The organism is Sulfitobacter alexandrii (assembly GCF_001886735.1).
Lineage (GTDB): Bacteria > Pseudomonadota > Alphaproteobacteria > Rhodobacterales > Rhodobacteraceae > Sulfitobacter > Sulfitobacter alexandrii.
In genome coordinates this window covers 1,695,685-1,721,837 of sequence record NZ_CP018076.1, presented here as the reverse complement: position 1 = coordinate 1,721,837, position 26,153 = coordinate 1,695,685, and the positions used below count along the sequence as shown (strand labels likewise).

35 protein-coding genes are annotated in these 26,153 nt (G+C 65.4%); 7 read left to right on the top strand and 28 right to left on the bottom strand.

The window, feature by feature from the left end; all coding sequences use genetic code 11:
* Window positions 1-10: 10 nt before the first annotated feature.
* The 28 genes from BOO69_RS08370 to BOO69_RS08235 form a co-directional block, all read right to left on the bottom strand.
* Entirely contained in the window at window positions 11-721 is a 711-nt protein-coding gene (locus BOO69_RS08370; RefSeq protein ID WP_071971756.1) for an NlpC/P60 family protein, read from the bottom strand.
* A 62-nt stretch (window positions 722-783) separates the two neighbouring features.
* Window positions 784-1,104, bottom strand: coding sequence for a hypothetical protein (locus BOO69_RS08365; protein ID WP_071971755.1), 321 nt, complete (start codon window positions 1,102-1,104; stop codon window positions 784-786).
* The gene (locus BOO69_RS08360; protein WP_071971754.1) at window positions 1,064-1,522 is read right to left on the bottom strand and encodes a hypothetical protein; all 459 of its coding nucleotides are present in this window, start codon (window positions 1,520-1,522) and stop codon (window positions 1,064-1,066) included. Before BOO69_RS08360 ends, BOO69_RS08365 begins: the two co-directional genes overlap by 41 nt.
* Window positions 1,522-4,842 (bottom strand): hypothetical protein, encoded by a 3,321-nt coding sequence (locus tag BOO69_RS08355; RefSeq protein WP_156874893.1) that lies wholly within the window; start codon window positions 4,840-4,842, stop codon window positions 1,522-1,524. Before BOO69_RS08355 ends, BOO69_RS08360 begins: the two co-directional genes overlap by 1 nt.
* 163 nt (window positions 4,843-5,005) lie before the next feature.
* On the bottom strand, window positions 5,006-6,271 hold the full coding sequence (locus BOO69_RS23405; RefSeq protein ID WP_071971752.1) for a phage tail protein: 1,266 nt from the start codon (window positions 6,269-6,271) through the stop codon (window positions 5,006-5,008).
* Window positions 6,235-7,119 (bottom strand): hypothetical protein, encoded by an 885-nt coding sequence (locus BOO69_RS23400; protein ID WP_071971751.1) that lies wholly within the window; start codon window positions 7,117-7,119, stop codon window positions 6,235-6,237. Before BOO69_RS23400 ends, BOO69_RS23405 begins: the two co-directional genes overlap by 37 nt.
* A complete protein-coding gene (locus tag BOO69_RS08340) occupies window positions 7,109-7,534 on the bottom strand; it encodes a DUF6950 family protein (RefSeq protein WP_071971750.1) in 426 nt (141 codons plus the stop codon). Before BOO69_RS08340 ends, BOO69_RS23400 begins: the two co-directional genes overlap by 11 nt.
* Window positions 7,531-8,118, bottom strand: coding sequence for a hypothetical protein (locus tag BOO69_RS08335; protein WP_071971749.1), 588 nt, complete (start codon window positions 8,116-8,118; stop codon window positions 7,531-7,533). The genes BOO69_RS08340 and BOO69_RS08335 overlap by 4 nt, the downstream gene beginning before the upstream one ends.
* Window positions 8,115-8,801 carry a hypothetical protein gene (locus tag BOO69_RS08330; protein ID WP_071971748.1) on the bottom strand — a complete coding sequence of 229 codons (687 nt, stop codon included), beginning with the start codon at window positions 8,799-8,801 and terminating at the stop codon, window positions 8,115-8,117. The genes BOO69_RS08335 and BOO69_RS08330 overlap by 4 nt, the downstream gene beginning before the upstream one ends.
* Window positions 8,801-11,071 (bottom strand): coiled-coil domain-containing protein, encoded by a 2,271-nt coding sequence (locus tag BOO69_RS08325; RefSeq protein WP_071971747.1) that lies wholly within the window; start codon window positions 11,069-11,071, stop codon window positions 8,801-8,803. The genes BOO69_RS08330 and BOO69_RS08325 overlap by 1 nt, the downstream gene beginning before the upstream one ends.
* On the bottom strand, window positions 11,068-11,607 hold the full coding sequence (locus BOO69_RS08320; protein WP_071971746.1) for a gene transfer agent family protein: 540 nt from the start codon (window positions 11,605-11,607) through the stop codon (window positions 11,068-11,070). Before BOO69_RS08320 ends, BOO69_RS08325 begins: the two co-directional genes overlap by 4 nt.
* Window positions 11,607-12,050: a phage tail tube protein gene (locus BOO69_RS08315; RefSeq protein ID WP_071971745.1), complete on the bottom strand. Its 444-nt coding sequence runs from the start codon at window positions 12,048-12,050 to the stop codon at window positions 11,607-11,609. The genes BOO69_RS08320 and BOO69_RS08315 overlap by 1 nt, the downstream gene beginning before the upstream one ends.
* A 3-nt stretch (window positions 12,051-12,053) precedes the next feature.
* A complete protein-coding gene (locus BOO69_RS08310) occupies window positions 12,054-12,242 on the bottom strand; it encodes a hypothetical protein (protein WP_071971744.1) in 189 nt (62 codons plus the stop codon).
* Window positions 12,243-12,291: 49 nt separating this feature from the next.
* Complete coding sequence (locus BOO69_RS08305) at window positions 12,292-12,711, bottom strand: hypothetical protein (RefSeq protein WP_071971743.1); 420 nt, start codon at window positions 12,709-12,711, stop codon at window positions 12,292-12,294.
* Window positions 12,711-13,124 (bottom strand): DUF3168 domain-containing protein, encoded by a 414-nt coding sequence (locus BOO69_RS08300; protein ID WP_071971742.1) that lies wholly within the window; start codon window positions 13,122-13,124, stop codon window positions 12,711-12,713. The genes BOO69_RS08305 and BOO69_RS08300 overlap by 1 nt, the downstream gene beginning before the upstream one ends.
* Window positions 13,124-13,459 (bottom strand): head-tail adaptor protein, encoded by a 336-nt coding sequence (locus BOO69_RS08295; RefSeq protein WP_071971741.1) that lies wholly within the window; start codon window positions 13,457-13,459, stop codon window positions 13,124-13,126. Before BOO69_RS08295 ends, BOO69_RS08300 begins: the two co-directional genes overlap by 1 nt.
* Entirely contained in the window at window positions 13,456-14,037 is a 582-nt protein-coding gene (locus tag BOO69_RS08290; protein ID WP_071973720.1) for a head-tail connector protein, read from the bottom strand. Before BOO69_RS08290 ends, BOO69_RS08295 begins: the two co-directional genes overlap by 4 nt.
* Window positions 14,038-14,097: 60 nt before the next feature.
* Entirely contained in the window at window positions 14,098-14,484 is a 387-nt protein-coding gene (locus tag BOO69_RS08285) for a hypothetical protein (protein WP_071971740.1), read from the bottom strand.
* 84 nt (window positions 14,485-14,568) lie between these two features.
* Window positions 14,569-15,861, bottom strand: a complete 1,293-nt coding sequence (locus BOO69_RS08280; RefSeq protein ID WP_071971739.1) for a phage major capsid protein — start codon at window positions 15,859-15,861, stop codon at window positions 14,569-14,571.
* 10 nt (window positions 15,862-15,871) lie between these two features.
* A complete protein-coding gene (locus BOO69_RS08275) occupies window positions 15,872-16,723 on the bottom strand; it encodes a head maturation protease, ClpP-related (RefSeq protein ID WP_071971738.1) in 852 nt (283 codons plus the stop codon).
* A complete protein-coding gene (locus BOO69_RS08270) occupies window positions 16,701-17,957 on the bottom strand; it encodes a phage portal protein (protein ID WP_071971737.1) in 1,257 nt (418 codons plus the stop codon). Before BOO69_RS08270 ends, BOO69_RS08275 begins: the two co-directional genes overlap by 23 nt.
* Window positions 17,957-19,663, bottom strand: coding sequence for a terminase large subunit (locus tag BOO69_RS08265; RefSeq protein ID WP_071971736.1), 1,707 nt, complete (start codon window positions 19,661-19,663; stop codon window positions 17,957-17,959). The genes BOO69_RS08270 and BOO69_RS08265 overlap by 1 nt, the downstream gene beginning before the upstream one ends.
* Entirely contained in the window at window positions 19,663-20,127 is a 465-nt protein-coding gene (locus BOO69_RS08260; RefSeq protein ID WP_071971735.1) for a hypothetical protein, read from the bottom strand. Before BOO69_RS08260 ends, BOO69_RS08265 begins: the two co-directional genes overlap by 1 nt.
* A 74-nt stretch (window positions 20,128-20,201) precedes the next feature.
* Window positions 20,202-20,561, bottom strand: a complete 360-nt coding sequence (locus BOO69_RS08255) for an HNH endonuclease (protein ID WP_071971734.1) — start codon at window positions 20,559-20,561, stop codon at window positions 20,202-20,204.
* A 99-nt stretch (window positions 20,562-20,660) separates the two neighbouring features.
* Window positions 20,661-21,320 (bottom strand): hypothetical protein, encoded by a 660-nt coding sequence (locus BOO69_RS08250; RefSeq protein ID WP_071971733.1) that lies wholly within the window; start codon window positions 21,318-21,320, stop codon window positions 20,661-20,663.
* Window positions 21,317-21,934, bottom strand: coding sequence for a hypothetical protein (locus tag BOO69_RS08245; RefSeq protein ID WP_071971732.1), 618 nt, complete (start codon window positions 21,932-21,934; stop codon window positions 21,317-21,319). The genes BOO69_RS08250 and BOO69_RS08245 overlap by 4 nt, the downstream gene beginning before the upstream one ends.
* A gap of 20 nt (window positions 21,935-21,954) precedes the next feature.
* Window positions 21,955-22,635 carry a helix-turn-helix domain-containing protein gene (locus BOO69_RS08240; protein WP_071971731.1) on the bottom strand — a complete coding sequence of 227 codons (681 nt, stop codon included), beginning with the start codon at window positions 22,633-22,635 and terminating at the stop codon, window positions 21,955-21,957.
* 460 nt (window positions 22,636-23,095) lie between these two features.
* Complete coding sequence (locus BOO69_RS08235) at window positions 23,096-23,542, bottom strand: hypothetical protein (protein WP_071971730.1); 447 nt, start codon at window positions 23,540-23,542, stop codon at window positions 23,096-23,098.
* Between the two features lie 411 nt (window positions 23,543-23,953).
* Between BOO69_RS08235 and BOO69_RS08230 the strand changes: the two genes are divergently transcribed.
* From BOO69_RS08230 to BOO69_RS08200, 7 genes are all read left to right on the top strand, one after another.
* Window positions 23,954-24,259 carry a helix-turn-helix domain-containing protein gene (locus BOO69_RS08230; protein WP_071971729.1) on the top strand — a complete coding sequence of 102 codons (306 nt, stop codon included), beginning with the start codon at window positions 23,954-23,956 and terminating at the stop codon, window positions 24,257-24,259.
* Window positions 24,260-24,486: 227 nt separating this feature from the next.
* Window positions 24,487-24,912, top strand: coding sequence for a hypothetical protein (locus tag BOO69_RS08225; RefSeq protein WP_071971728.1), 426 nt, complete (start codon window positions 24,487-24,489; stop codon window positions 24,910-24,912).
* Window positions 24,909-25,109, top strand: a complete 201-nt coding sequence (locus BOO69_RS08220; protein ID WP_071971727.1) for a Lar family restriction alleviation protein — start codon at window positions 24,909-24,911, stop codon at window positions 25,107-25,109. The genes BOO69_RS08225 and BOO69_RS08220 overlap by 4 nt, the downstream gene beginning before the upstream one ends.
* The gene (locus tag BOO69_RS08215) at window positions 25,106-25,321 is read left to right on the top strand and encodes a hypothetical protein (protein WP_071971726.1); all 216 of its coding nucleotides are present in this window, start codon (window positions 25,106-25,108) and stop codon (window positions 25,319-25,321) included. The genes BOO69_RS08220 and BOO69_RS08215 overlap by 4 nt, the downstream gene beginning before the upstream one ends.
* On the top strand, window positions 25,321-25,632 hold the full coding sequence (locus BOO69_RS08210) for a hypothetical protein (RefSeq protein WP_071971725.1): 312 nt from the start codon (window positions 25,321-25,323) through the stop codon (window positions 25,630-25,632). The genes BOO69_RS08215 and BOO69_RS08210 overlap by 1 nt, the downstream gene beginning before the upstream one ends.
* A complete protein-coding gene (locus BOO69_RS08205; RefSeq protein ID WP_071971724.1) occupies window positions 25,623-25,844 on the top strand; it encodes a hypothetical protein in 222 nt (73 codons plus the stop codon). The genes BOO69_RS08210 and BOO69_RS08205 overlap by 10 nt, the downstream gene beginning before the upstream one ends.
* Complete coding sequence (locus BOO69_RS08200; protein ID WP_156874892.1) at window positions 25,841-26,128, top strand: hypothetical protein; 288 nt, start codon at window positions 25,841-25,843, stop codon at window positions 26,126-26,128. Before BOO69_RS08205 ends, BOO69_RS08200 begins: the two co-directional genes overlap by 4 nt.
* Window positions 26,129-26,153 lie beyond the last annotated feature (25 nt).

Below are 26,153 nucleotides of genomic sequence, written 5' to 3'. Positions count from 1 at the left end.
TGAGGAGGCGTCAAGCCTCGTTGATGCTGGATGCCTCGGCCGAGGTCATCGGCGGCAGGCCCGGTGCGGGCAGCGGCCATGTGGACGGCCAGCGCCAGGACGCCGGCACGAACCGGTTCTTGTCGATCGGGACGACACTGACGCTGTTGCGCTGGTTGCCGCCCAGGCAGTAGATGCGGCGCTCGTCCTCGCCCACGGCGAAGGCGACGTGCCCGCCGCCGTTGCGGGTGATCGAGATCACCGCGCCCACCGCCGGCCGGCAGGATTGGCCGAAATGCCGCCAGTTCAGCGCCCAGTAGGGATTGCCCCGCAGTGGCGACATATCCTCTTGCGGCAGCGCCAGGCGGATGCAGGTCTCCACGAAGTCGCCGCACCAGGGAAAGCGGGACGGGTCGCCCAGGGCGTGCCCGTCGCTGCCCAGCCAGCGGCGCAGGATGCCGTTGTCGCGGACCTCGTGCAGGCCCATCCGCTTGTAGCCTTCGGCCAGCCAGGGCACGGGCGCGGTGGTCACTGGCGTTTCGGGTGGTTCCCGGCGGTGCAGCGCCGCCCAGGTCAGCGGCCCCACGTAGTCGCGAGCACGGAAGCCGATCGAGCGCTTGAACGCGATGATCGCGGCCGAGGTGCGCGGACCTTTCAACCCGTCGAGCGGGCCGGGATCAAACCCGCGCTTTTTCAGGGCGATCTGGATGTCCCGGTCGCGGGCGGAATACTTCAATGCCATGGTGTTTCCCCAATGCAAAAGGCCCGCGCGATGGCGGGCCGGGTTACGGGTTGTCTGGTGGATCAGCGGTGCGTTCGATCCTCGATGCGCGTGATCTTCTCGCCCATCCGCTGGATGTCGCCGGCCATCTCGATCTGGCGTAGGTTCTGCTCCTGCTGGTTGGCCAGCATTTTGCGCAGCAGCGGCGTCAGCTCGGGCGCGCCGCAGCTCATCTTGGTGATGGCGTTCGCGGTATCGGTCAGGGCCGCGCTGGTCGGCTGACCCCGCTTGATGCCCCGCAGCCCTGCGACCAGGGCTACCACGGCAGCGGCAAAGCCCGTGCCCAGGACCGTGACCGTTTCCTTATCGAGATTGCTCAGAAAACTGTTGAGCCAGTCGGACATCAGCGCCGCTCCTGTAGGCCGAGAGTGCGTCGAACAACGCCAATACAAGGTAGGTCCCGACCCCGGTGCTGGTCGGGACGTCGAACTTCAGGACGGGCCAGTAGAGGCCCATCGCGACCATCGAGAACACACAAGTGCCGACGATCGCCCCGATCATGCGAATGAGCGGCGTGCGGCGTGGCAGCGTGCCGTTGATGTAGAGTGCGCAAAGCCGCGCGGTGGCCAGCAGCGCCATTGGCGTGGCGATGGCCGCGTCATCGAGGCCGATCGCCCGGAAGGCCCGGAAGGACGGCGAGGCCAGGGTTTCGCCCGGCAGGGACAGGGTAACCGCGAAAGCCAGCATCACGAAGCTGGCCAGCCATTCGGTCGCCCTGCCCTGTTCCAGCAGGTTCAGGCGCATGGGATTGAAGCGGGACATCAGCTTATTCCGTTCGCAACCGCACGATACCGGCCCGTCGCCTTAAGCCGGATATTCGATGTGTGATCGTTGTCCGTAAGAAGGCCGCCAGATGTTCCGCTGAGGTCTCGCCAGCGGAATTCCATGTAGCTTTGGCCGTTTGGTATCTCTCCGACCAGTTCGATGTTGGTTCCGGTCTTACCCAAGCCGCTGATCGGCAGGGCTTTGCAAAGGAAACTCTGCCCTTCCAGCGATGCAGCTGTAAACGGTAGGCTGACCCGAACAGTCTTTCCGCTTGGCGTGAAGGTCCAGCCCGTCGATTGCACGTCGAGCGTAAACTCCACATAGCCGTTGTCGTCGCGGGTATATTCCAACTTCCGATTGAGTTGTGCAGGAGGTGTCTCGCCCCCGTGGTAGATTTCCGTCAGGAAAATTTTCGGGACATGCAGGCGCGCAATCCGCTCGTCGGTATCCATGTTCTCGAATATATGCCGCACGTTGTCGATAGCCGTGCCGCCTTCGGTCGTATAGAGCGTCGTCGCATCCGTATGGCGGATATGGACCGAGTTTGCCGCGGCTGCGGTGCTGGTGACCCTGTTCCGTACAAGGTTGTCATAGCCGATCGCCACGCCCTCAAAACGGTTGCCGTAGCACTCGTCACCCTCGAACCTGACAACAAAGCCTTCCGGCGCGGGCCACTCGCGCAGTGTGAACTCGGCTTGCTTGACTGTCGCGCCGCGAGAACTGTTGAACCAGATACCCTCAGCCCCGTTCACTGCGTTCAGCCCGCCCTCGCCGTCTGGTTCGTATCCAAAGTCCTCGACGGAGAGATGATTGATCGTGACAGGGTGGTTCGACGCGCGGAGGTCGACCGGAGTGCGACGCGTCTTCACGAAGCGGGCGTGGTTGATGACAAAGTTTTGTCCTTGGCTGATGCCGTCTTGCGCCGCGTTGACATAGCCGCCGTACTGGTCAACCCCGAACACATAGGGGGCGTACCCGTAGTTCATTTCTCGGGTGTCTTTAAGCACCTGACCTGTTCCGCGAGTAAGCAGAGAAGGCAGCACGCACATAAGCGGATCGTCCGACGTGTCGCCCGCCGCGCCGCCGCCGCTGACATAGATGCCGCAATCGCACAGGTAGTCGGCGATGATAACGCCGTTACCGATCATGGTCTTGAAATCGACCGGCACAAAGCCGCTGTCGCCGCGCTGGTCTAAGAACGGCGCCTCAAAGTTTGACGTAGGTGAACCGTAGATGTGCACGATGCCGCCGTGCCTGAGATGGTCGATGCCTTTGGGCGCTAGGCCGGAGCGGCCACCTGCCGACTTCACCTGACCACTCTCCGAAAGGTTGATACGGAAATGACCGTCCCAATGCAGCTCCGCGCCTGTGCCGCCTGCGGAAAATGACATTGCCGACCGGGCCGAAATGACCTTGAGTTTCGTGCCGCCAGCCGGGGCCGTTGTCGTGGTCAGCCGCCACACGCCGCCGACCTGAGCGATGCTGATGTCCGTGCCTACGGTCAGCTTGGTCTCGGTGCTTCCGTCCGCTGCAATGACGCCGGCCTGAAACCCTTCCGACGAGCCGTCGTAGGCCCAGATCGCCGGGTTCAGATCGAACATCGTGGTGCTGCCGTCGCAATCGAACACTTGAAACCGTTCTTCCGGGAAGAACTCGGCATTGCGGTCACCGCGGATGCGAACGATCCGCCCCGTTGTCAGGAAGTCCAGATACGAGTACCGGAAAGGGGTGCCGTCAGGCGGTGCTTTGAAATGCGCGATCCAGCCCTTCAAACCGGACATCCGGATCATTTCTTCCGCGATACCCTTGAAATCGCTGGCGATGTCGGACGACGATCCCATGTGGTTCGTGGTGAGAATGTCGTCAGGTGGCACCCAGAGGTTGAGGTAGGCGCTTGCTGGGGCGCTGCTGTCTTTCTTGAAGCTGACCCCATCCGCGAAAGCCATCGCCTTGTTAGGTACAGCGGCAGGAGGCGCGTTCCGCCAGGCTTCAAACCCCTCAAACGTCTCGAAGACAGCCGGCTGCCGGTCCGCGATCGGTGCCAGCGGCACTTCCTCGCCATCTGGCGTCTGGAAGAAGTCGGGATATGTGCCGTACCAGCCAGACGTGTCGCCGCCTCCGGAGGCGCGCATCAGCGCCTGGTTGGTCACGTTTACCGCCAGCGCGCCCCTGCCCTTGCCGTCATGGGTATTGACCGGCGCCGCTGGGTCATCGAACTGCGCGGCGGTGAACTCGCCCACCCGCACGTGGCCGATGTCGCTGACCCGCAGAACATCACCAACGAACAAGTTGCCTTCGACCGTCGCAGCCGGACCCAGCAGATCGACCGCGACGGACGATCTCAGAACGGCCCGCGCCGCGCCTGGTGCCACGAAATCCCAGCCGAGGTAGTTCGTGGAACTCGCGCCCACCGATCCGTTGAACGCCGCCAGCCGCGCCTGGCCGGTTGCGGCGTCGTAGATCGCTTTCATGCCGTAGCCCTGGAACGGTTCGAGCCACATCGTGAATTCGCCAAAGACCTTGGACTTGTCCGTGAAGGGAAGCGCCGGACGCCGCGTCAAAAGGTTCGCCCCCATGCGGCGGCCGGCTTCGTCCATGGCCGGGCCGGTCAGGTGGTTGCCGCCGTCGCCCGGAAAGTCCCGCGCCAGATCGTTGGTGCGGTAGACCAGGATATAGGGAAACTCCGCCATCATGTCCTGGGTGATGACGCCATCCATCTTGTTGAAGCCGGTGGCCGTCCCGATGTCCTGCATGGCCACGGGCGTGCGCAGCGAGAACCAGCTTTCGGTCGGCAGCAGGTCGATAAAGAAGGTGCGCAGCTTTTCCTTGTATTCCTCGAAGGAATCCATGTTGTTCGATCCGCCCTGCGCCCAGCCGAACCCGCTCAGTTCGGTGATGCCGGCAGCGACCAGTTCCAGCGACGACAGAGCAGTTTCAACGACGGTCTTCAACGCGACGTAGAGTTCCGAGTCCTTGCCATCGCCCATCCAGTCCTCGATCGGTCGGCCGGCGGTGCCGAGGTCGACCAGGTAGACCAGGGGATACCCCTCGCTCAGGATGTATTTCGCGGCCTGGAACCCGATCGAGTTGCGACCGATGCGGTTGCCGACGCCATTGGCCGGGTCCATCATCTGCCAGCCGCTGGCCGTCTGCACCCTGATCCGGGGGTCTGTCGAAAGATCGCCGCCCGCCTGGGCCGCCTGTTCGTCGTCGATGTCGGACTGGCCATCGACCACAAGGAAGTAGGGCTTGGTCCGGTCGCCAAGGGCGATGTCGATGCTCGCCAGCATCTCATTGAACAGCGTCACCAGTTCCAATGGATCGGGTTCGTGCAATGCCGAAGGCGGGTTGCCCCGCATCACGAGGGACGGGCTCTTGGTCACCATAGCTGGCCTCTTTTTCTGGACGTGTCGTGGAGCACCGGCGCGCAGCCCAATGGGCCGCGCGGGCGCGGGAATTCGGTCAAAGGTGTCAGTGGCGTCAGGTCACGGTGACGTTCAGCGGACCGCTTACCGGCCCCAGGACCCCCGAGCCGTTGATGGGCGCGGCCCAATAGGTATAGGTGCCGAGGGCAACGGCATCGGTGAAGGACGCCGAGGTGTTCGCCCCGCTGATCGCCAGCACAACGGGGTCCGCCGTCGCGAGGGTCGGGCCGCGATAGACACGGACCGCGTATTGGTTCGGATCGTTCCCGGTCGCCCATTGCACCAGGGCACCCGCCCCCACTGGATCAACCGTAGCCAGCAGCAAGGCCTGCGGCGCTTCCGTGTTCGCCACCACTGTGAACGTCAGCGCCGGATCGGGCGACCAGCCCCCAGGGCGCAGCGCCGGCGTCCTGTTCCGCCCCTGCAACTCGTAGGAACGCCCATCGATCAGCGCCATGATCGTGTAGTTCGACTGCCCCTCGGCCACGGACAGGATCTGCCAGTCCTCGGTGCCGGCCTCTCGGATGCGCAGCTGCTGTTGCAGGCTGGCGTCGGGGGCTGTCCAGGTGACATCCACAGCACCAGCACCGACCGGTGTCACGGCCAGCCCGGTGAGGTCGGGCACCGTGTCTTCCGTGACCACCGAATTGAACACCGGCCTGTCCGGTTCTTCCGTCGCCGGGTCGAACGAGAAGTCGTCCGGCTCGACGGAATTTGCGATCAGGCTGAACACGCCGGCACCCTCCCGAGCCAGTTCGCCGATCTCGAAATAGGCATCGATCCCCATTTCAGGATGAACCGCGCGGAAGAAACGCTGCCCGATCAACTCGTAGCCGATCACGCCGATGGTGCCGCGCAGCGCATATTGCGGTCGGGCGGTCTTGGCGAACCTCTTGTTGAGGCGGGCGCACTGGTTGTGCGAATGCACCATGTAGAGCTGTGGCTCGTCCCGCCGGGACTGCTCGCCGGGCGCTTCGACCCACGCCCCGCTGGGTGTCTCCCGCCAGGCGTTATCCGGCTCGATATAGGTGGCCGCGACCTCCGAGGGCGCGCTGAACCCGAACCCGCCATCCTTGATCTCAAGCGAGAAAAAGTCGCCGGCGCCCAGCGTGATCTGGGGTGCGATCCAGCGTCCGACCAGGAACCCGACCTTGCCGTCGGGGCGCTCGAACAGAAACGCATCGCAGGCGGCCGCCATCTGGGCGCGCTGGTCCTCGAACTGCTGGTCATCCTGCAGAACACCGTTGATGGTCCAGCGCGGTTGCTGCTGGCCTTCTGCGTTGGTCACCAGCTGGTCGCAGACATCCGCCTCGATCGCCACCGCATCCCAATCGACCCTTGCCCGAGAACTTCCGTGATCCAGAAGGCCAGCACCAGCGCTGCATTGTTGGTGTACTGCCGCTGACCGTCGCGCGGATCGAGGATCTGGTCGTGGCCCTCCCAGACCGGCGTATAGGCCCATTCCCGGCCGCGCGGGTAGACTTCCGAGAACTGGCTGCCGGGCGGGCGCTTGGCCCAGACATAAGCGCCCGACAGCCCTGCAAAATCATGCGCGTCGGTGATCTCGGGAAATGCCGACTGCAGGCCGGGATCGGCGGTCTGACCGCCCTGCCCCGTGAAGACATCGATGCGACCGAAGCCCGCGGCTTTCGCTGGCTCCAGGATGTTGCTTTCCGTCTGATCGGCGATCTCCGCATCCACCTGCACCACGTTCTCATCGAGCCAGTGCTCGACCGGCCCCCTGGTCGAATGCGCCGCGATGATCGGCACATAGTAACGCCGGTTCTCGTGGAACCCGGTAAAACCCAGCGGCCCGCCTTTGCGCACCCGCCCGAACACCCATTCCGCATAGCTGATCGGCTGGGCGAAGTTTGCCATCCGGGCCGCCGGCGGCGGGAAACTGGGCTTTGGTGCAAGCGCGGCGGACAGGGCCGACAAGCCCAGGCCGACCACCGTGCGGACCAGGAAACCACCGAAAGCCGTCGCGCCGAACGTCGCGCCGGCGGCAAAGCCTGCATTCAGCAGCCCCGAGGCAAAGGTGCCCACCAGCGCCGTGGCCTGCACCCCGATCGCGCCCAGCAGAAAGCCCGCGACCTGCGGCATGGCGGCGGCGGGCGATGACAGAAACGTGCTCGACATCAGCACCGCCACGAAGACTTTACGCCGCATAACCCACAGCCCAGATTGCCGTCACTTCCACCACCGCTCGCGGGCTGATCGTCGTTGTTCCCTCCGGCCCTTTGCAGCCCCATGCGGTGCCGGTCCAGATCGCGCCCGCCGTCATCAGCCCGCCGCGCCCGTCCGCGATGCGGATCAGCGCGATATCGCCCGGCGCGGGTTCATCGACCCGAGGCAGACCCCCGATGGTCGAGAGGCATTTCTCTACGGCCTCCACGGGCGTCCGCAGAAAGCCCGTCTCGCGCTGGCACGATCCGGGGCTGTCATAGGTGCCTCGGATGTGATCGGCTGGATCAGCGCCACGCACCGTTCGGATCCAGTCGGCCAGCACCAGCATGCAGTCGGTTTCGCCCCAGATGAAGGGAAGCGACATCCAGCGGTGCAATTCCTGGAACAAGGGCGTCATCCGAACAGCTTTTCTTCCTGGAAGTCGACGGTCGGCGCGAACTCCAGCGAGGGGTTCGGCGCTCCGGTCAGACGGGCATGTCCTTCGGTATTCATCGCGATGCGGCGTGCCGAGCGGCGATATTCCGACCAGGCCTCGAAGGTCAGCGAAATAGATCGGTCAAGCGCGCCCTGCGCGGCGAACGCGGTATTCTTCATCACCCGCTGCATCCACTGCACCGGTGGCAAGGTCGGGGCGTAGAACTCGGACATCGACTGAAGCGGCTGGACGTAGAAGGTGATCTTGCGCCCGGCGATGTAGTCCGATCCCAACGCGCGCAGCTGGGCGATCAGGTTCGCCGCCTCCGGATCCTGGAAATAGGACAGCGTGGCGGTGCCCTCCGGTGCGATCCCGTCGATGGCGCTCTTCAGGCCATTGACGGCGACGAGCTGCGAGCCGATCCACTGATTGCCGTCCACGTCCCGGAACACGCCGTCGACGCCGATCAGAAATCGACCGGGCCCGTCGGGCGTGTCCACTTCCACGAGGTCGAGCAGGGCAACACGGTCATCGCGCGGGTCGAAACCGGCAGGAAAGAAAGTCATCGCAGCCATTCCTGCAGGAGCAAGCGCGGTGTGCTGGTGCGGCCGGCGCCATAGGCCGGCAACCCCATGGCCTCTTCCGTCGCCTCGAATATGCCCGTCCCCCGCATCCTGATTTCCGCGCCGGCCGGGATCGCGCGGCGCAAGGGCATCTGGATACCGATTTCGAAGGTGTCGGCCGAGATCGGTTCGATCCATGTCACCATGAACGGCAAGTCGTCGTGGCTCATGATCTGCCCCACGACCGGCGCGATGCCTCCCGAGGGGATCTCGATGCGCATGGTCTCGGCCCCGGCCAGCGCTGCACCGACCGCCTCGACGAAAGGCTCGAACCTGAAGCCCCAGCCGGTCGAGAACCGTCGCCCCGTCGCGAACGGAAGTCCGCGCTTGCGTGTCGCCTGGGTTGCGCCGGCAAAGGAGTGAGCTGATCCGATCGGGTCGCACATGCGGATGCGGTAGAGGTTGACCAGCCCGCGCGCCGATGCACGGACCGCGCGCCATTGCGAGATCTGCGCCCGGTTCAGAAGCACGGTTGGCGACCCGACCCAACGCGGAAAGGCGTTGTAGACCACTTTGCTCACACCTGAAGTGGTTTCGCCGATCGACTGGCCCCGCCAATCGATATCCCAGTCGAAAGTGAGCTGCGCAAAAAGCCCGCGCGAGACGTCTACGATTTCACGGTTCATCAGCTGGTACCCCGGTATTGATACGACTGCACGCTGTTGCCCAACCCGCGCTGCTGGGTTTTCATCGCCGCCCCGACGATTTGGACGGTCTGGCCTCGCGCCTGCGCCACCACCTGGCCGACCAGCCCCTCGCCGAGCTCAATCCGCACAACCGAGTTTCCCGTCGCAGCGGATTGCGCGGCCGCACCGTGTAGGGCCGCTTGCGCCTGCGCCACGTTCAGGACTGCACCCGACTGCGAAGGCACGAACACCTCCGAGTTAGGTGTGTTTTCGTTGACCAAGTACGCACCACCCGACCGCACCGGGCCGCCAGTCGCGCGTTTGCCTGTCAGGAGGCTGCCGAAGAAGCTGCCGAGCCCGCCTCCGCCGGAGAAGGGCCCCTCGTTGAAGATCGCGGCCTGCAATGCGGCCTTGGCCAGCTGCTTGGCCAGATTGGACAGCACATCCTCGAAGTTCTCCCCTTCGATGATCGCATCGATGAAGCCGTCCTTCAGGTCCTGGTTGATATCCGCCATGAAGGCCGCACGTTCCCTGTACTGGTCTGCCTTCTCGGTCAGGCGACCGACTGCCTTCGCCTGTTCGTCGATCTGCTCGCGGACGGTCTTGCTGCTGCCGGCATGCCGCGCATCGAGATCGAGCCCACGCTTCTTCGCCTCATCCAGCAGCTTGTAGCGCGCGGTCAGCTCCGCCACCTGCGCGTCCGACTTGCCGATCAGCTCGATCTGCCGCTCGAGCGTCTGCAGTTCACGCTGACCGATCTCGTAGAGGCTGTCTTCGCTCCGGCGCCGGCCCCGGCCGCCCCTGCCCCGGCGTCCGGCGCGCGCTGCCTTTTCGGCGGCTTTGCGGTTCGCTTCGTCGATTGCCGTCGAGGTCCGGTCGAGCTGCACGCGCGGGTCGCTGGTGCCGACGTCGTCGAACGAACCGCCGAAGAGCCGCGGATCCTGTCCCCGCCCACGACCGACAGTCGTATCATAGGCCATCTTCTCGCGCGCCCGCGCCTGGAGGAAGCTCCACGCGGCGCTTGCGGCGCGGTACATGTTGTCGCCCAATGCCCCCGCGTCGCCGATCATCGTGGCCAGGTTCGAGCCGGCATTGGCCAGCCCCGCCACGAGATCATCGACGCCAAAGCTCGTCCGATCCACGTTCGCCTTGACCTCCGCCGCGGCAACGCCGGCGGTCGACAGCTCTTCCGCCAGCTGGCGCGCGGCGCCCGACATGCTCTCGATCGGACCCAGCGTGGCAATCATCAGATCCAGAAGGTCACTGCCTGCATCCACCTGTGCGCGGATGCCCTCGGCCTCCGAGAGGGTGCGCATCGCCTCGGCGAGCACCAGCGCCTCCTCTGCCGTGATGCCGAACTGCTCCGCGATCTCGCCCGCCGTGATCTCGATCTCGCGCAGCGGCTTCACACCGCCCACGTTGATCAGGTCATCGCCCAGCCCGCCGAACTGCTCCGCGATGGCGGCAAGCGAGGTCCGGACCTCTTCGAGCGCCTTCACCTGGTTGATCTCCACCAGCGCGCTCAGGAACTCGCGCGCGGCGGCCGTCGCTGTGCCGTATTTCTCGCGCAGCTCCTCGGTCGGGATGATCGCGCTCTGCACCGCCGCCGAGTATTCCCCCACCGCGTTCCGGAGCTCTTCCAGCAGATCCTCGAGATCCGCCCCGGCCCCGCCCATGTTCACCAGGGCCGTGGTCAGCGGAATGGCCACCGCGACCACGGCCCCGAGCACCGCCCCCATGGCGCCGAAGCCACCGAGGAGCTGCGGCAGCTGCTGCCCCAGCGCCTGCGAAGCGCGCGCACCGGAACCGACCTGCACGGCGAAGTCGCCGACCTGGTATGCAAAGTTCTGGATCACCGAACCGCTGAGCATGGTCGAGCCGCGCAGGCCGGTCATGGCGCCTGCCGCCTGCCCCGCCGCTGAAGTGGCCCGCGTGTATTCCGCGTTCAGCGATTCCAGCGCCCGTTCATGCTGCGCAGAGGTCAGCGCCCCGAGCTTCTGTGCGCGGTTCAGCTCCTCCAGCGCCTTCTCGTAGCGTTTCGACGCGGCGAAGACCGGATCGTACTTCGCCCGCAACTGGTCCATCTGGCGCGCTATCGCCTGGGCACTGTGCTCGGCACTTGCCGCCATCTGGTCGTTGGACCGCCTGAACTGGCGCTCGAGACTGGTGGCCGCGTCGGTCCCGACCTTCCGGGCGCGCGCCATCTGCTTCTCGAACTTGGCGAGCGTGGCCTCCATCCGCAGGACCAGCGCCGTTTGGACATCGTTCATTGCCGCAAGGCCTCCGGTTCATACTTGGCGAGGATCTCTTCGAACTCCTCTTCCGTGGGCGGCGCGGCCTTCTGGGCGGTGGTCGCGTTGTAGCCCTTCAGCATGTTGAGGAAGTCGGGATAGCTCATGGCGCGCAGGTCGGCCGGCGACATGTTGAACACCCGGCAGATCTGCGACAGCTCCGAGAACTTCCAGGGCGCCGGATCGCCCGTCGCATCGTCCGCCTCGCCCTCTTCCACCCCCGACATCAACGCGATCAGGATCTCGCCCGCGAGCGTCGCGCTTTCGAGATAGGGGATCGTGTCGAACCGATCGTCCAGCAGTTGCTTGGCCTCGACCTTGGCCATGCCGCCCCCGATCAGGGCCAGCCGCAGGACGTGATGCACGTCCATTGCCTTGAACTGGCCGGTGCTGATCCGCAGGAAGATGCTGCCGATGGCATCTCGGTGGCAGGCTTCCTCGAGATCCAGCACCCCGCCGAGGTCGAGCCGGAACAGACGCTCTGCCCCGGCCCAGTCCGCAATGACCTCCGCCATCAGGAGGCGTCGGTCCAGGCGCGCTGACCCGCACCGGAGATCGTCGCGCTGAAGGTCACCTTGCCGCTGTTCTCCTTGCCCAGCTCGAGCGAGGTAAGATAGGCAGGCAGCGTCCAGAACCCACCGTTGTTGGCGGCGGTCTCATCGAGGAAGATCTTGATGTTCTTCTCGGTGCCCCCGTCCGCCCAGCCCCGCCAGGTCGGCCAGGCCTCGGTCGTGACCATGCCCGAGATGGTTACGCTGGTGTCCTGGCTTTCGAGGTGCCGCACGATCACCGCCGGGACATCCAGCGGATCGTCGCAATCGAGCACGGTGTTCTCACCGAGGTTGTTGGTCAGCGTGATGCCGAAGGTGTTCGCACCGCAGGTATGGGCAAAGACCTCCGGGTCCTCACCATCGCCGAGCTGCACGACCAGCCGCTTTGTCTGTTTTCCGGTTCCCATGGCTTACGCCTCCTTTTGCCGGGTTTCGGGGCCGGTGAAGGCTTCGGCCACCTTGCGTGCGATCAGCGCATCCGCCGTCGCCTTTGGGACATCGTAGATGCCCTTTCCTTCACTGCCGCCATTCGCCCGAAAGCTCTGGCTGCGCGCGCCGCCGAGGCGGTGATGCGCGTCTTCAAGCACCCTGATCTTCATCGTGTCTCCTGTCCTGCTTGGGGTTGCCGTGGTGTCGGCGCCGGCCGCGTCATGCGTTCCGGATCGCCTTGGTGATGTTGCGGGTCATCCGGGACTTCAGCCGCCGCTTCTTCGCCCGGTAGGTCGGCCAGAAGAACGGGCTCGCCGGGATCTGGCCGGTGTAGCGCCCCGCCCTGGTGAAGCGGGGCCCGGTGCCGAACTCGAACCACGCCGGATTGAAGTCGTCGGCCCGCGCGTAGACGGTGATCAGCAGCCCCCGGTCGGAGGTGCCGACCTTGCCGAGGGTCATCGCGCCCTTGGGCGGCGTGCCCCACGTCCAGGCGATCTCGATCTCGTCGAGCGGCAGGACGGCGCGCATCGCTGCGACCAGCTCCTCGGCGTTCATCTCCAGCGTTTCGATCGCGGCCTGGCGCACCAGCTTCGGGATCTGGGTCCAGCGTCGGTTGAACTCCTTCAGCCCCTGCACCATCACCCGGCCTCCTCGATGTCCGCCTCGACGGTCACCACCCCGTGCGAGGTGATCCCGTCGGGCTCGCGCAGGTGCAGCCGGCGCACGACCCTGATCTGCACCAGGGCATGGGTCGGCAGGTCGATCTCCACCTCGTGCAGCGCCTTCTTCACCGCGTAGGTGATCTCCTTGCATTCCTTGAACCCGCCCTGCCGTTCGGACCAGACGTCGATCTGCAGACTGTGCTCGGCCGAGGTGATGCAGAGCATGTCCGCTTCGATCTCGTCCGAGGGCCCGAAGGTGATGTAGGGAGGAACGTCCCCCGCCTTCGGCACCCGGTCGAAGACCCCGTCGCCGACAAGGGCGCTCACGGCGCTGTCGGCCCGCAGGATCTGGTAGATCGCGGCCTGCAGTTCGTTCGCAGGCGCGGCCATCAGACTGCCACCCCACCGGTGGCCGTGATCTCGAGGAACGCGCGGTCATCCGTCTGCACGATCGCGTTCACGTTGTAGATGTCGCCACGGCGGGTGTCGCGCATGCGCCAGTCCCTGCCGATGGCCTGCGCGGCCTCGCAGACCCGGATCGTGACCACCACCGGCTGCCGCCCCGACAGCCGCGCCTGCTGGACCGTCTCCCCGCCGCGCAGGTACTTGAAGTTCGCCCAGCACGCATGGCGCTCGGTCCAGCCCTCCTCCATGCCGCCCTGCCCGTCGCTGGCGGCCGTGGGCGCGTCGAAGGCCACGCGCTCGATCAGGTCACCGGCGTTCACAGCAACCCCCGCCTGTAGGGCGCGACCAGGGCGCTTACGCCGAACGGCATGGTTTCCGCCTTCTCGGCCGCACCGCGGTGCGCGTAAAAATGCGCCGCCAGCATCATGATGGCGGTCTTGATCGGGTGCGGCACCGCGGCCGGATTACCGTAGCCCGCGGTCATCGTCAGGGTGATCGGCATCTCCACGTCCTGGAACACCGCCGGACGCGTGAAGGACGGGCGCAGCAGCACCGAGCTGCCGCGTGGCCCTTCGACCAGCTCGTACATGCCGGCATCCACCGGCCGGTCATCGCCGTCGCTGTCCTGGTACTCGATGAGGGCGGCCGAGACATCCGGGAACGGCAGCAGCAGGCAGGACTTGGGCCAGTCCGAGATCCGCATCGACCAGGTCTGCGTGACCAGACAGCGGCCGAGGATCCCGGCGTAGCCATCGAGACGCGCGGTCGCCGCCTTGATGAAGCCCTCGATCTGGGCGTCGTCATCGGCAAAATCGACGCGCAGATGCGCCTTCATCTCCGCGGTGCTCACCACCATCTCGTCCGGCGGGTCCTCCAGGATGGGTCTTGTCGTCAGCATCTGCAGCTCCAATCCGCTTGCAGAGAGGGCGGCAATCCGCCGCCCTCCTTCGGAAACGGATCAGGCAACCGGCGCACTCTCGGGATGGCCCTTGATCAGCGTGATGCTGAGACCGATCGAGGTGCCGCCGTTCTTGGTCGCGACCGCGCGCAGGTAGCGCTTCGTGCCGGTGTAGCCGAGCTTGTAGACGGTGTCGGCTGCCAGCGTGTCGGGCAGTTCGCCTTCGAGATCACCCGCCGCGACGTCCGTGAAGTCGCCCGAGGTGGTGGTGTCCGATTCCTGCAACGTCACCGTAAAGTCGCCGGCACTCTCGATGGCGCCGGACTGGACGATGAGCACAGCACTCTTGAACCCCAGCAGGTCGAGCGCCGCGCTGGTGGCGGTGGCGCTCACGATGGCCGGGGCAAGGGCCACGATGGGCCCGATCTTGGATACGAGGTCTTTCATGTGCCTCTCCTGTGATGATGTGTGTCGGGGATCCGGGGCAGCTGTGCCGCCCCGGTGGTGTTTTTCGGGATCGATCCCGAAGGATCAGGAGGTGCCGATCTTCAGGTGCTTGATCGCCTCGAAGTTCTGCACGCCGCCCCCGACCCGCTTCGTGGTGTAGAAGTGCACGTAGGGCTTGTTGGTGTAGGGATCGCGCAGGACGCGGATGCCGAAGCGGTCGACGATGAGATAGCCGCGCTGGAAGTTGCCGAAGGAGATCGGGAACTTGCCCGCCTCGACCTTACCCATGTTGTCGTCGGTGCGCACCGGCTTGTTCAGGATCGTCGGCAGCTCCGCCGTGCCCTGGGGCAGGTTCCAGATGAAGTTGCCGTCCGCGTCCTTGAACTTGCGCACCTTGCCCATGGTCGCATCCGACATCAGCCAGCTGGCACCGTTGCGATACTGCTGCTTCAGCGCGTAGTGCAGGTCGATCAGCGCATCGGCCGGGCTGGTCGTGGCCGAAGCATCGGCGAACCCGCCGGCCTTGCCCGAAGGCACGTAGCCGATCTTGCCCCAGGTATAGTTGTCGTTCGCGACCTTGTCGTAGGACAGGATCCCGCGCGGGCGGTTCACCCCGTCGCCGGAGATGAACGCGGCGCCTTCCTGCTCGGCGAACTCGATCGCGACCTCGTTGGCAAGCCACTGGGCAATGTCGACGCGCGCATCGTCCAGCATCTTCTGGGTCGCCGCGGGGTTCGCGTAGATCTCCTGCATGTTGAAGACCAGCTCGCGCAGGGTCGGCGTATCGGTCTGCGGACGCGCTTGCTTCTCGCCCACCCAGCCGGAGCCGGCGCCGCCCATGTTGATCAGCTTCTTGTAGCTGTCCGTCGAGATGGTCATCACTTGGGAGATGTCGCGCATCACCGACACGGTGCCGACCACGCGGTCAATGGTGCTCGACATCTCCTCGGGCACGACATAGCCGCCGTCCTCATCGCTGTCGGTGGTCAGCGACGCCTTCACCTCGAGGTCGCGCAGATCGGCGTCAATCGCGCGTTCACCCTTGCGGAACCACTTGTTGAAGGCGGTGGCGTGGGCGGAGACGTCCGGATCGGCACCGCCGCCGCCCGCGCCGCCGATCTGCAGCGCGGAGAGCGACATGTTCACCGCGTCCAGGGACTTCTGCAGCGACGTGATCTCGTTGTTGATCCGGTCCACCTTCTCGGACTGGACGAGATCGCCCATGCCCTTCTTCAGGTCGGCCAGCTCCTTGTCGCGCTCTTCCTTGAACGCCTCGAACGCCGTGCGCATCTCGTTGAGGATCTGGGTGGGGTTGCTGGCATCCGCGCGCGCAACCGCAAAGCCGCGCAGGCGCGCGGGGTTGATCATCTTGGTCATCGTGTTTCCCTTACGATTTGATGGTTTGAAGCAGCGCCTGGGCGGCGGCTGCGAAGGCGCCAGCGTCCTGCATGGCGGGATCGGCAGCGTTGCGCGTGCCGCTTTTGACGTCCTGGATGAAGCTACGGCGTTCACCACGGGACATGCCCTGTTGTGCCAGGATGGCATCGAGTTGCCGAACGGCGTTCAGCGGTCGCTGCCCGGCGTTCTGCGTGTCGTCGTCGTCCGGCAGCGACAGACCCTCGTCGACGCTGTCCGCAAAGCCCTTCGCAACCGCGTCCTGCGGGCCCATGAAGGTCTCCGCGTCCATAAGCGCCGTAACGGTGCTGCGGTCCTGCCCGGTGCGGGCCTCGTAGATGTCGGCGATCGCGCTGTCGAAGCCGTCGAACATCTCGGCGGCCTCGCGCATGTCGTGGCGGTTGCCGATCACCCCGCCCCAGGCGTTGTGGACCATCATGAAGGTGCCGAGACCCATCCGGATATCGTCGCCCGCCATGGCGATGATCGAGGCGGCCGAGGCCGCCCAGCCCATCACCTCGATCGAGACCTTCGCCGGGTGCTTGCGCAGCAGGTTGTAGATGGCGATCCCCTCGAACATGTCACCGCCGGGCGAGTTGATCTTGACCGTCACGTCCCGGTCCCCGATCGCGCGCAGCGCGGCAGAGACCCGCTTGGCCGTCACCCCGCCCCCCGTCCAGAAGTCCTCTCCGATCACCTCGAACATGGTGATGGTGGTGGCATCGCTGTCAGCGGCAGCCGCGGGCGTCGCCGCCCACCTGGCCAGCACGTCGGTCGGCGCGTCCCACTGGAAGTTCTGCGGCCGCGGGAATGTCCTGGCCTCAGGCAGTGTTCGGATTGTCATCGTCATCTCCTTCGTCGGATTTGCGCGCACCTGCGGTGTTCGGCGGGTCGTAGAAGACATCCCCGCCCTCGCGCGGGTTGCTGTCCTCCAGCCGCCGGACCTCGTTGGGGCTGTAGACGCCCCACTGCAGCATCTTCGTGTAGTGGTCGGTGCGGGTCTTGATGTCGCCCCGCACCAGGGCCTTGCGGTTGAACCGGGAGTAGAGGCTCGGCTCCTCGTCCTTCAGAAGATCCCGGTTCGCGGTTTCCTCCCAGGTCGTCAGGTGATCCTCGAGCGTGTAGGTCACGAAGCCGATCGACTGGTGCTCGACGCCGGTGCCCCAGCTCGAGGTCTTGTCGGTGTCGCCGATCATGTGCGGCGGAACCCCGAAGAACATGGCGATGTCCCCACGCGAGAACTTCCGGCTCTCGATCCACTGGGCATCGGTCGAGGTCATCGACATGTCGGCGACCGTCATCCCCTCTTCCAGGATCAGCGCCTTGCCCTCGCTCTCCCCGCCGCTGCGGTAGGCGTCGAGGCTGGCGCGCAGGTTCTCCTGGGCTTCCTTGCTCAGCTGCTCGGGATGGGTCAGCACCGAACTCGGCCGCGCGCCGTTGCGGAAAGTGGTGGCGCCGTGCCGGTCCTGGGCAATGCTGAGCCCGATCGCCTCGCGGGCGTAGGTCAGCACCGAGACCCCCGTGACCCCGTCCAGCGTCAGCCCGACCAGGTGCATCACGGTGTCCGCCGGCAGGACCTGCCGCACCCCATCGCGGCGCTGGTACTCGTAGCGCAGGCTCAGATCGTCCGCCTGTGTCACCTTCATGCGGTCCGGGTTGAGCGGGTTCAGCGCGATCACCCTGCCCCGCGACCAGACGATCTGGGCATATCCGTTGCCGCGCAGCAGCAGGTGCGCCTGCATCATCCGCTTGAACTGCGAGGGCGTCTGCCACCCGTTCGGCCGGCGGCGCAGCACCGCGGAGAGCGGATGGTCGGGCCGCTCGATGCGCGTGTCCTCGTCGATCCGCTGCTTGACGTGGATCGGCAGGTTCGCGACCGCACCGGAGATCAGGCGGACACAGCCATAAACCGCCGCCACCCGCATCGCCGAGGTCGTGGTGACGGCGATGCCCGCGCTGTTGCCGAGGCTCGCGTGCCGCACGGCCTCCTCGAGGTCCGCCGACGCGGAGATGGTCCTGCCGCCACCCTGTTCCTGCACGGCGTTGCGCGGCCCGGCCAGCCAGTTCAGAAGTCCCATCAGAGCACCACCGCCCCGCGTGCCTCGTAGACCGACGGCCCGCCCGAGGCCTCCGGGTTGCGGCTCATCAGCATGACGGCGTCGAAGGTCGCCATCAGCGGATCGATCTTCGCGACGCCGGAGCGCTGTTTCGTGACCATGCGGGCGTTTCCCTTCACCTCGGTTTTGGCATTGCTGGCGCACCAGGCCATCATCGGTTGGTTGCCATGGCGGAAGGTGCCCTTCTTCATCTTGCGCGGCAGACCGTTGATCGCGGCGTTCAGCCGGTACCCCTGGCTGATCGCGGTGATCTGGTCATCCGAGATGCCGTGCATCACCAGCGCATCGACGATGTCGGCCACCCCTTCCGGGTCGAGCCCGATCGCCGCATCCTCGGGCAGCAGCCCCGCGTCGTTCAGATCGGCGCAGATGTCGGCCAGCTCCTCGAGGTCGGCGCCGAGGTCCTTGCAGATCTGCAAGTCCCCGCAGGCGTCGAAGTCCTGCAGCCGCTCGGCGATCTCCGGCCGGTCCTTCAGCACGTCATCCTGCACCCATGCCTTGGCCCAGTGCAGCCAGTCGCGGGTCTCCGCGTGCCGGCCGATCACCGCGAGGCCCAGCAGGTCGTCGAGGCCGCCGCCGTCGATGCCCACCACGCAGACATCGCAGACCGCCTTGATCTCCTCGAGGCTCAGATCGTCGTCGCCGCAGTCTTCCCAGTAATCGACCCCGATCCAGCGGTCGTTGTGCATCCCGACGCCGATCTGGATGTTGAGGTGCTGCGACAACCAGAGCTGCAGATCCTCGACGCTCTTCGCCTTGGCCTTGCGGTACTCGCGCTCGAGCAGATCGATGAACACCGACTTCCCGAGGTTCGGCATCACCATGTACCACAGCCGCGTGTTGAGGAACGGCTTGGCCTTGTCGGCCTGCATCTCCTCCGGGAACTCGTAGAGCACCGCGAGCAGCCCCTCTGCCGGCGTCTTGCCGTCGCGCACCGCGCGGGCGTTCAGCAGCTCGGTGCGGAAGATCCCCGCCGGGTCGTCGACCGATTGCGTGGTGATGAACACCAGCAGGCAGTTCGGCTTGTTCATCCCGCCCCGGATCTGCCCGATCACCTTCTTGGCGTAGCTGCGCGAGGACATCAGGTGCAGTTCGTCGATGATCGCGAAGATCGGGATACCGCCCGTTACCACGTTCATGTCGAAGGACCGCACCTGCAGCACCGCGCCGGTCGGGATGTAGGTCACCTTCTTCAGGTGATCCTGGACGTGGAACAGCCGGGCGAGGTCCGGATCCGCCCCGATCATGCCCTGCACCTGCCCGAAGCAGGTCTCCGCCACCCCCTGCGTCGGCCCGATGATCACCATCTTGGCGTTCGGGATCTCGTTGATCATCAGCGCGATCAGCCCAAGCGCCGCCGAGTTGGTGGTTTTGGAGTTCTTCTTCGGCACCAGCAGGAACAGCTCGCTGATGTGGCGCACCTTGGTCTTCGGATCGACGCAGCCGAAGAGCGCCCGGATGATGTCGCGGAACCAGTCGCCGCCGACGTCGCCCAGCCGCGGCTGGCCCGCCACGTCCGGCAGCCTCAGCTGGTCGAAGACCCGCACCGCCACCCTGGCCCGGGCCTCGTCGACGGGCACCTCGGGCATCGGCGTCTTGCCGGCCTTCAGCTTCTCGACCCAATCGGGACAGGACAGATCCCCGTCGAAGGGCGCATCGAACGGCATCAGTGCACTTCCTTCGATTGCGGCAGGAAGTCCCAGGTGCCGTCGGGGCGCGCATCCTGCTTGCGCTGTTCCTTCTTGCCCAGCGGCTTCGGATCCGCCTTCGGCGTGCGGAGGTCCTTCGCCAGGCAGTCGAGCTCGACCTGCCGGGCCTGCTTCGCCAGTTCCTTCATCGCCGGGACCGATCCGGCCTGCGCCGCCTGGTCGAGCTGCAGGAGCGTGCGGCCGCGCGCCTCGGCGGCCGCGAGCAGCACCGCGTCCTTGATCGAGCGGTTCTTAAAATAATGCTTGTTCAGCGTCGGGATCGAGATGCCCAGCTCCTGCGCGATCTTCGGTTTCTTCCAGCCAGCCAGCAGCAACCACCTGACTTTGTTGACATTTTTCGCGGTCGCGATGTGCCCGGTCGCGCCGGGCTGGCCGCGCCCCTCCGGGATCGGATCGCCCAGCAGGTCAAAACCCCGTTCCACCAGAAAAAAATCTCCGACTAGTGGGAGGGCGGGTCTGGCGGCTGGAGGGTGGCAGGGTTTTGACCCGCCCCCCCTCATGCCAGCCCGCGCTTCTCCATCGATTGCTTCATGCCGTCGTGCCAGCTCTTGGCCACCGACTGCAGGTTGTCCTCATCCCAGAACAGGTCCGGGTCACCGCGATGCGGCACCTTGTGATCCACCACCGCGCTGTTCGGCGCGGGATAGCTGCCGATCAGTGCTATGCCTGTCTGCTGGCAGATGTAGCCGTCGCGCAGCAGCACCCGCTCGCGCAGCCGCTGCCAGCGTGCGGTGTTGAGCCAGTCCTTCGATCGGCGCGCCGCACCCTCGCCAGGCACATCGATATCCCGAGGCACGACGCGCGGCGGCAGCGACCGAAGCCTCGGCTTCAGCCCCTTGCCCTTCAGCTTGCCCATCGATGTCCCTTGATGCTGTCCCAAACGCAAAGCGCCCGGAGCGGGATTACCGGTCCGGGCGCGAATATGGTGCTGGCATCTTGTCTAGGGGGGCAACGATTATTCGGCAAGATCTTTTTTCCAGGGCGTGCGCGGCGGCATGTCGTCACTGACCGACCAGCGCGACATATCGTTCTGTATTTGAAAGGTAATCCGCAGTTCAAGCAGCGCCGACCACCACTGCAAATAATTGCGGCGCGCCGCTGCGATCTGGTGGGCCGCGGGCCGGTAGACGACAGGACAGACCCTCACATCGTGCCGGCGCGGCTTGCGCCCGCTGCGGTCATCGAGGTAGCCCAGATGCTCTGTTACCGCCCTGCGCCCATGTGGATTGATATGCCAACCCACCGGCTCGCAGCGGGGCACCACGCCAACGTAGGCGTCTGGAACCCGGCGTGCCCGGGCCAGCTCCGCCAGCTGCACCGCCATGCGCCTTCCACCGCAGCCTTCGGGCAGGCAAGCGACGGCCGAGGCCACCAGGTCGGCATCCGGATCCGGCTCGGACCGGCCGCCCCCATCAATGCTGCAGCCTATCAGACAGCGCTGCATCAGCACCCACTCGGTGCCCACGTTCCGATAGCCCTGCGCCAGCGTGCCCGCGTCCTCGAAGTCGATCGACGCGCACTCATCGGCGAAAGCCCATTCCAGCAGGCGCTGGATGCTGATCGGGCGGCGCACCCTGCCCTGTGGCGCCGTCTGGAGCTTGCGCAGTTCCGTCATGCGTCACCGTCCACGTCCGCCAGCCAGCCGCGCAGCATCGCGTCGGTCGCGTCATAGCGCGCCAGCCAGTTCTCATCGTTGGGATCGACCTGGACGCCGCGTGCCTGGCGGTCCCGTGTCAGCTCGACGCGACGCGCATAGTCGCCCGCGTTGCGGTTCACCGCGTCCCATTCCCGGTCCCCCAGCGGCGGCCGTTTGTGGCGCTTCCAGAACCCGAACTCGGCCACCAGCCGTCCCGGGATCCCGGCGGCCTTGCGCCCCGCGGCTGACACGAACCAGGACCGCAGGCCCGGCACTTCCTCGAGCGGGCGCGGCTCGCGGGCTTCGGCATAGCCCAGGATGCTGACCCGGCTGGGCCAAAACACCTTGTTCGCGCCCTCGCCCTTGCTGACCATGCAGCCCGCCAGCACCGTCAGCGAGGCGTCGCTGAGATAGCCCAGGTCATCGGCCATCTGGTCGAGCCGGCGGCGCTGCTCGTCGGGCGGCGTGCCGTGCCTGAACCGCATCCCGTCCCGTGTCAGTGGCTCGATGAAGAGCCTGCGGACCCGTGCGCGGTTGCCTTCCTGCGGAGCCACGGTTGCCGTCGTCTTTGTGGATGCCTGCTGTCCTGCCATGTGTCCCATCCCCATTTTTCTCAGCCTGCGCGCTTTCGGATGTCGATGCCGGCTGACTTCAGCTGCGCTTCGCTCAGCAGCCCGCTGCGCCTGATCTCGTCGGCCACGGCCGGCGCAATCGAGGAACTGCCCGCTGTCCTGGCCGCCTTGATCTGCTCGACCCAGAACGCCGCGATTTTCGACAAACCGTCACCGTCGGCTCGCGCGCGCGGGTTCTTTAAAGGTTCCCTTACAGGGTTAGTGTCCAGATTCTGGACATGGCTTTTGCCGATTTCCGGACATGGCTTTCGGGGTTTTTCGGACACGGCTCCGTGTCCAGAATCCGGACACGGCTTTCCGGCCGGATCATCGGTTTCCCCGGCTTCTCCGCTATCGTTGGACGGCGCAGGATCCGGCTTCTCGGCATCGGGCCGCGCATCCCCGTCCGGGAAGTCGAAGGCGAAGAGATAGAGGGTCGAGATCCGGCGCCTGTTCTTGCGGTCGCTGCGCTGGATGCGACGGATCAGCCCCGCGTCTTCCAGCAGCTTCAGATGCTCGTTGACCGAGCTGCGCGACATCTCGCAGTCGTGCGCCAGGGTCTCTTGCGAGGGAAAGCAGCCGTTGTCGGGATGGTGGCGGTCGCAAAGGTGCCATAGCACCAGCTTCGTCGCCGGTCTCAGCCCCCGTTGCTCGATCGCCCAGTTCGTCGCCTTGTGGCTCATGTCGTCCTCACATGCCTGTTGGCACGGCGTCCGCCGTGCCCTGTCGTCTTTCGAGCAGCCTGCCTCGGCTACCGGCCTTTACGGCCCTCGCGGGTGCGCGGCCCTCTGCCGGGGCCTGCGCGGGGATCAGGTTCGGATCGGCGGATCGGCCCCGGATGCTGTTGGGCCCGAGTGGGTCTCCTCGGATGAACTCATGGCCCGGCACCGCCCAAAAGAGACGGCGCAGCAGGTCCAAGAGAACCTGTGCGCCGCCAGTTGAGGGAGGTTGACCGAGGCGTTTCTCTTTCCCCGGCCGGGGCATTGCGCAGCACCGCGCCCCTTCGGTCATGAAGCCCACAAGACGGGGCCGCTACGCAAATTCCGGAGCCCCGGCCCGCGCGAGCAGACGCGGACCAGGGGCCATCCACCGTGGGTTTCGGCACAGGCAGGCCAGGACACGGGGGATATTCGACAGGCAGGGTCACGGCGCGGCCATCCCTTCGACGGCCGCGATGATCTGATCCATTTCTTCTCGCGCGGTGCGCATCCGGGCCAACACTTCGGTGCGCTCACCTCGCGTAAGGGCAGACCCGCCGGCACTGGTCTCCGACATGGCCCGCACCAAGGCGCCATGCGCCTCGCCCGCTGCCACCGCGCAGGTCGCGGCCAATTCCGAGAGCGGCTGCGCCGGCTGGGGATCCTTGCCTATCCGCTCGATCAGGCGGCGGGTGATCGGATAGCTGCCGAGGAAATCCTCGACCGCTACCACCGCGTCGATCGTTACGCCAATCTGCCCCCGGCACATCTTGCTGACAGTGCCCTTGGTGCCGGAGCCATGCCGTGCCTCGAGGATCGCGGCCACCGCGTCGACCCCGCCCGCGCGACGGACCAATCCGTCAAACTGACCCCGGATCACATCGTCAGCCATGGGATACCTCGTTTCCTTGGCAGGTCGTGACGTGAGTGCGACAGATCAACGATGAAACCACGATTTGAAGGTTAATCATGCAGCATCTCCAGCCTGCTCAGTCACCGGCGGAGGAGGCAATTTCTCGAATGCAAACAATGAACGGCTCGGTGGTTCCATGCCCTTCTCGCTCGCCAAGGCGACCAAAGCTCCGTACCACTTCGGAGGAAGCAACCCGGACATCATGTGCGTATGAAGTGTCGTGGCACCAATTCTCAAACGAGCGGCTAGAGAACGGTAACCACCCATGGCGTCGATGAAAGATCTAGCGTCGCTGTACATGCAACAATCGATTAATCCGATTATTGTGGATTATCAAGTTCGGATCGATGACTGTATTCAATTTTTTCGGATTACAGGCTACAAGGTCTCATGAACTTTGAGCAGAAAGAGGCACTTGCGCGGACCAGGAAGTCCGACCCGGAAGCAATCCGGGCGCGCTTAAAGGCGGCACGAGTCGTCGTAGGTCTTGGGCAGAAAGAGTTTGCCGAGGCCGTTCAGGTGAAACAGACAACCTACAATTCTCAAGAGATCAAAGGTCGCCCTTCACTAGAAGTTATACGATATCTGCACACCAACCATCGCATCGACGCAAACTTCATCCTTTTCGGCGACTTCGTTCAACTTCCCGGCGATATTCAAACAGCATTGTTCGAGGCTCTTTCCTCGCACGACTGACCCTGCGGTTCAGCAACCAGTTGAGGCTTAGGCCAGCACGCCTGAGCAGAATGCTTATTCGAATCAACATGCCCAAAGCTCACGAAGCAAATGTTCTCTTTTTGATCTCACCCAGTCAACACCACTTCCCCCATAGCGGGCAAGCCCAATATCCATTTTTTTCGTATTTTTCCTTGTAGTATCCGATTTTTTTGGATTAAAGGTGTTTCTGCAACTAGGAGTTTCCAATGTTCCAGAGCACCAGACCCACCTCCCGATCCACCCTCGCCGCTGCCATCGCCGCAGTACCGATCCGGCCGATCGCGCCGGAAGAACTGGTCACCAACGCCGAGCTCCGCACCCTTGCCGCCGGCGATCCGGACCGCGCATTGGGCGAGATCTCGACCGACGACCAGGCGCTGCTCGCGCTGGCACTGCCGCACATCTGCGGTGAGCTGATCGCACGCCGCGGAGCGATGGCGGGCGAGCCTTTCCAGTGGGACACCGCCGCCCTGACCTCGATCAAGACGCTGCGGTCGCTGGCGCAAGACGACGAACATCGCCGCGTCGGGAGCCTCAGCGAGGCCGATCAGCTCACGCTTGCGATGCTCCTGACCGACATCTGCAATGAATTGCGCGCCCGGCGCCTGGTGATGGCTGGAGGGCTGGCATGAACCTACCCCCGCCGCCCTGCCCGTTCTGCGGCCAGATGGATCTGCACAGGATCGAGTTTCCCTGCCCTGACGGCGACGGCGAGATGCAGTCCTACGTCCACTGCAACACCTGCGGGGCGAACGGCCCGCAGTATCGCGAGGATGGCGTTCAGGGCTGGGACGCTTGGGCAGATCGCGCAGGGATGCGCCTGCAATGACCGAGCTGCCGCGCTTCGCCCGTTTCTGGATGGTCTGCCGCAAGCCGATGCACCCCGGCGCGCGCACCGAACCCCGTCAACGCTACGGCACACGCGCCGAAGCCGAGGAAACCGCGGGCCGTCTCGCCAATGAGACCAACGCCCCGCATCTGGTGCTCGAGACCGTCGCCGTGATCCGCCCCGGCGAAGCAAAGCAAGGAGGGCTGTTCTGATGACTTTCCACCATGCCCTTGTCCAGGCCGCCCAGCGGCGCCACCTGGCGGACGAGTTGCGCAGGATCACCGACGCCGACGCGCGCCACCGCCGCCTCACCGAAGTCGCGATCGACACCGGCGGGTCCATCATCGACCCCACGAAACAGGGACGCGCCGGTCCGGTCTACGCCGAGATCAGCCTGCTGGGTCTCTATCACATCGGCGAGACGATGGAGGAGGCCATGGCCGAATGGATCAAGGCCGCCCAACGCTGCGCGCCGATGAACGTCAGCACCCCCCACCTGCAGGAGTCACAGACATGCAGTTGATCGACCCGACCACCGACGACGCCACCGATCTTGCCCATGCCCGCGGGCTGCTGGCGGACTGCGCGCATCATCCCGACAGCGTTCTGATCGCGGCTTGCGACACGATCCTGCGTCTTGCGCCGAACGGATGCGATGCCCACCGGGCCCGCGCCCTGCGAGAGACACTGGTGCGCACCGCTGGCGCCATGACCTGCAAGGGGGCCGTCGCATGATCACCGATATCTTTGACCGGGACCAGGTCGCCGCCCACGTGGTCAGCCATCCCGAACGCTTCTGCCGCGTGCCGGCGGTTCTGGCTGCGCAATGGGCCTACCTGAAGCTGCGGCGGGGCCAGCCGGTGCGCTTCGACCGCCTGGGCGAGCCTGCCTATTTGATCGACCGCCCCGAGGCCTCGCCCCTGGCCGTTGATCTGGCCGAACGCTCGCCCCGCATCTCGGCCGCGGTCGCCCGGCGCAAGGCCCAGTTCCTGCCGCCGGAGCAATGGCCGACGCCGTGACCCTAACCGCCTTTTGGCGCAAAGA

Coding starts and splice junctions, on each gene's coding strand:
- BOO69_RS08245 (WP_071971732.1), bottom strand. CDS start 21,934: ATGGCAGGACAGCAGGCATCCACAAAGACGACGGCAACCGTGGCTCCG.
- BOO69_RS08235 (WP_071971730.1), bottom strand. CDS start 23,542: ATGGCTGACGATGTGATCCGGGGTCAGTTTGACGGATTGGTCCGTCGC.
- BOO69_RS08280 (WP_071971739.1), bottom strand. CDS start 15,861: ATGACCAAGATGATCAACCCCGCGCGCCTGCGCGGCTTTGCGGTTGCG.
- BOO69_RS08200 (WP_156874892.1), top strand. CDS start 25,841: ATGATCACCGATATCTTTGACCGGGACCAGGTCGCCGCCCACGTGGTC.
- BOO69_RS08310 (WP_071971744.1), bottom strand. CDS start 12,242: ATGAAGATCAGGGTGCTTGAAGACGCGCATCACCGCCTCGGCGGCGCG.
- BOO69_RS08365 (WP_071971755.1), bottom strand. CDS start 1,104: ATGTCCGACTGGCTCAACAGTTTTCTGAGCAATCTCGATAAGGAAACG.
- BOO69_RS08210 (WP_071971725.1), top strand. CDS start 25,321: ATGACTTTCCACCATGCCCTTGTCCAGGCCGCCCAGCGGCGCCACCTG.
- BOO69_RS08315 (WP_071971745.1), bottom strand. CDS start 12,050: ATGGGAACCGGAAAACAGACAAAGCGGCTGGTCGTGCAGCTCGGCGAT.
- BOO69_RS08205 (WP_071971724.1), top strand. CDS start 25,623: ATGCAGTTGATCGACCCGACCACCGACGACGCCACCGATCTTGCCCAT.
- BOO69_RS08225 (WP_071971728.1), top strand. CDS start 24,487: ATGTTCCAGAGCACCAGACCCACCTCCCGATCCACCCTCGCCGCTGCC.
- BOO69_RS08335 (WP_071971749.1), bottom strand. CDS start 8,118: ATGACTTTCTTTCCTGCCGGTTTCGACCCGCGCGATGACCGTGTTGCC.
- BOO69_RS08285 (WP_071971740.1), bottom strand. CDS start 14,484: ATGAAAGACCTCGTATCCAAGATCGGGCCCATCGTGGCCCTTGCCCCG.
- BOO69_RS23400 (WP_071971751.1), bottom strand. CDS start 7,119: ATGCGGCGTAAAGTCTTCGTGGCGGTGCTGATGTCGAGCACGTTTCTG.
- BOO69_RS08265 (WP_071971736.1), bottom strand. CDS start 19,663: ATGCCGTTCGATGCGCCCTTCGACGGGGATCTGTCCTGTCCCGATTGG.
- BOO69_RS08220 (WP_071971727.1), top strand. CDS start 24,909: ATGAACCTACCCCCGCCGCCCTGCCCGTTCTGCGGCCAGATGGATCTG.
- BOO69_RS08230 (WP_071971729.1), top strand. CDS start 23,954: ATGAACTTTGAGCAGAAAGAGGCACTTGCGCGGACCAGGAAGTCCGAC.
- BOO69_RS08340 (WP_071971750.1), bottom strand. CDS start 7,534: ATGACGCCCTTGTTCCAGGAATTGCACCGCTGGATGTCGCTTCCCTTC.
- BOO69_RS08370 (WP_071971756.1), bottom strand. CDS start 721: ATGGCATTGAAGTATTCCGCCCGCGACCGGGACATCCAGATCGCCCTG.
- BOO69_RS08215 (WP_071971726.1), top strand. CDS start 25,106: ATGACCGAGCTGCCGCGCTTCGCCCGTTTCTGGATGGTCTGCCGCAAG.
- BOO69_RS08275 (WP_071971738.1), bottom strand. CDS start 16,723: ATGACAATCCGAACACTGCCTGAGGCCAGGACATTCCCGCGGCCGCAG.
- BOO69_RS08255 (WP_071971734.1), bottom strand. CDS start 20,561: ATGGGCAAGCTGAAGGGCAAGGGGCTGAAGCCGAGGCTTCGGTCGCTG.
- BOO69_RS08360 (WP_071971754.1), bottom strand. CDS start 1,522: ATGTCCCGCTTCAATCCCATGCGCCTGAACCTGCTGGAACAGGGCAGG.
- BOO69_RS08325 (WP_071971747.1), bottom strand. CDS start 11,071: ATGAACGATGTCCAAACGGCGCTGGTCCTGCGGATGGAGGCCACGCTC.
- BOO69_RS08320 (WP_071971746.1), bottom strand. CDS start 11,607: ATGGCGGAGGTCATTGCGGACTGGGCCGGGGCAGAGCGTCTGTTCCGG.
- BOO69_RS08290 (WP_071973720.1), bottom strand. CDS start 14,037: ATGCTGACGACAAGACCCATCCTGGAGGACCCGCCGGACGAGATGGTG.
- BOO69_RS08240 (WP_071971731.1), bottom strand. CDS start 22,635: ATGAGCCACAAGGCGACGAACTGGGCGATCGAGCAACGGGGGCTGAGA.
- BOO69_RS08330 (WP_071971748.1), bottom strand. CDS start 8,801: ATGAACCGTGAAATCGTAGACGTCTCGCGCGGGCTTTTTGCGCAGCTC.
- BOO69_RS08305 (WP_071971743.1), bottom strand. CDS start 12,711: ATGGTGCAGGGGCTGAAGGAGTTCAACCGACGCTGGACCCAGATCCCG.
- BOO69_RS08300 (WP_071971742.1), bottom strand. CDS start 13,124: ATGGCCGCGCCTGCGAACGAACTGCAGGCCGCGATCTACCAGATCCTG.
- BOO69_RS08270 (WP_071971737.1), bottom strand. CDS start 17,957: ATGGGACTTCTGAACTGGCTGGCCGGGCCGCGCAACGCCGTGCAGGAA.
- BOO69_RS08250 (WP_071971733.1), bottom strand. CDS start 21,320: ATGACGGAACTGCGCAAGCTCCAGACGGCGCCACAGGGCAGGGTGCGC.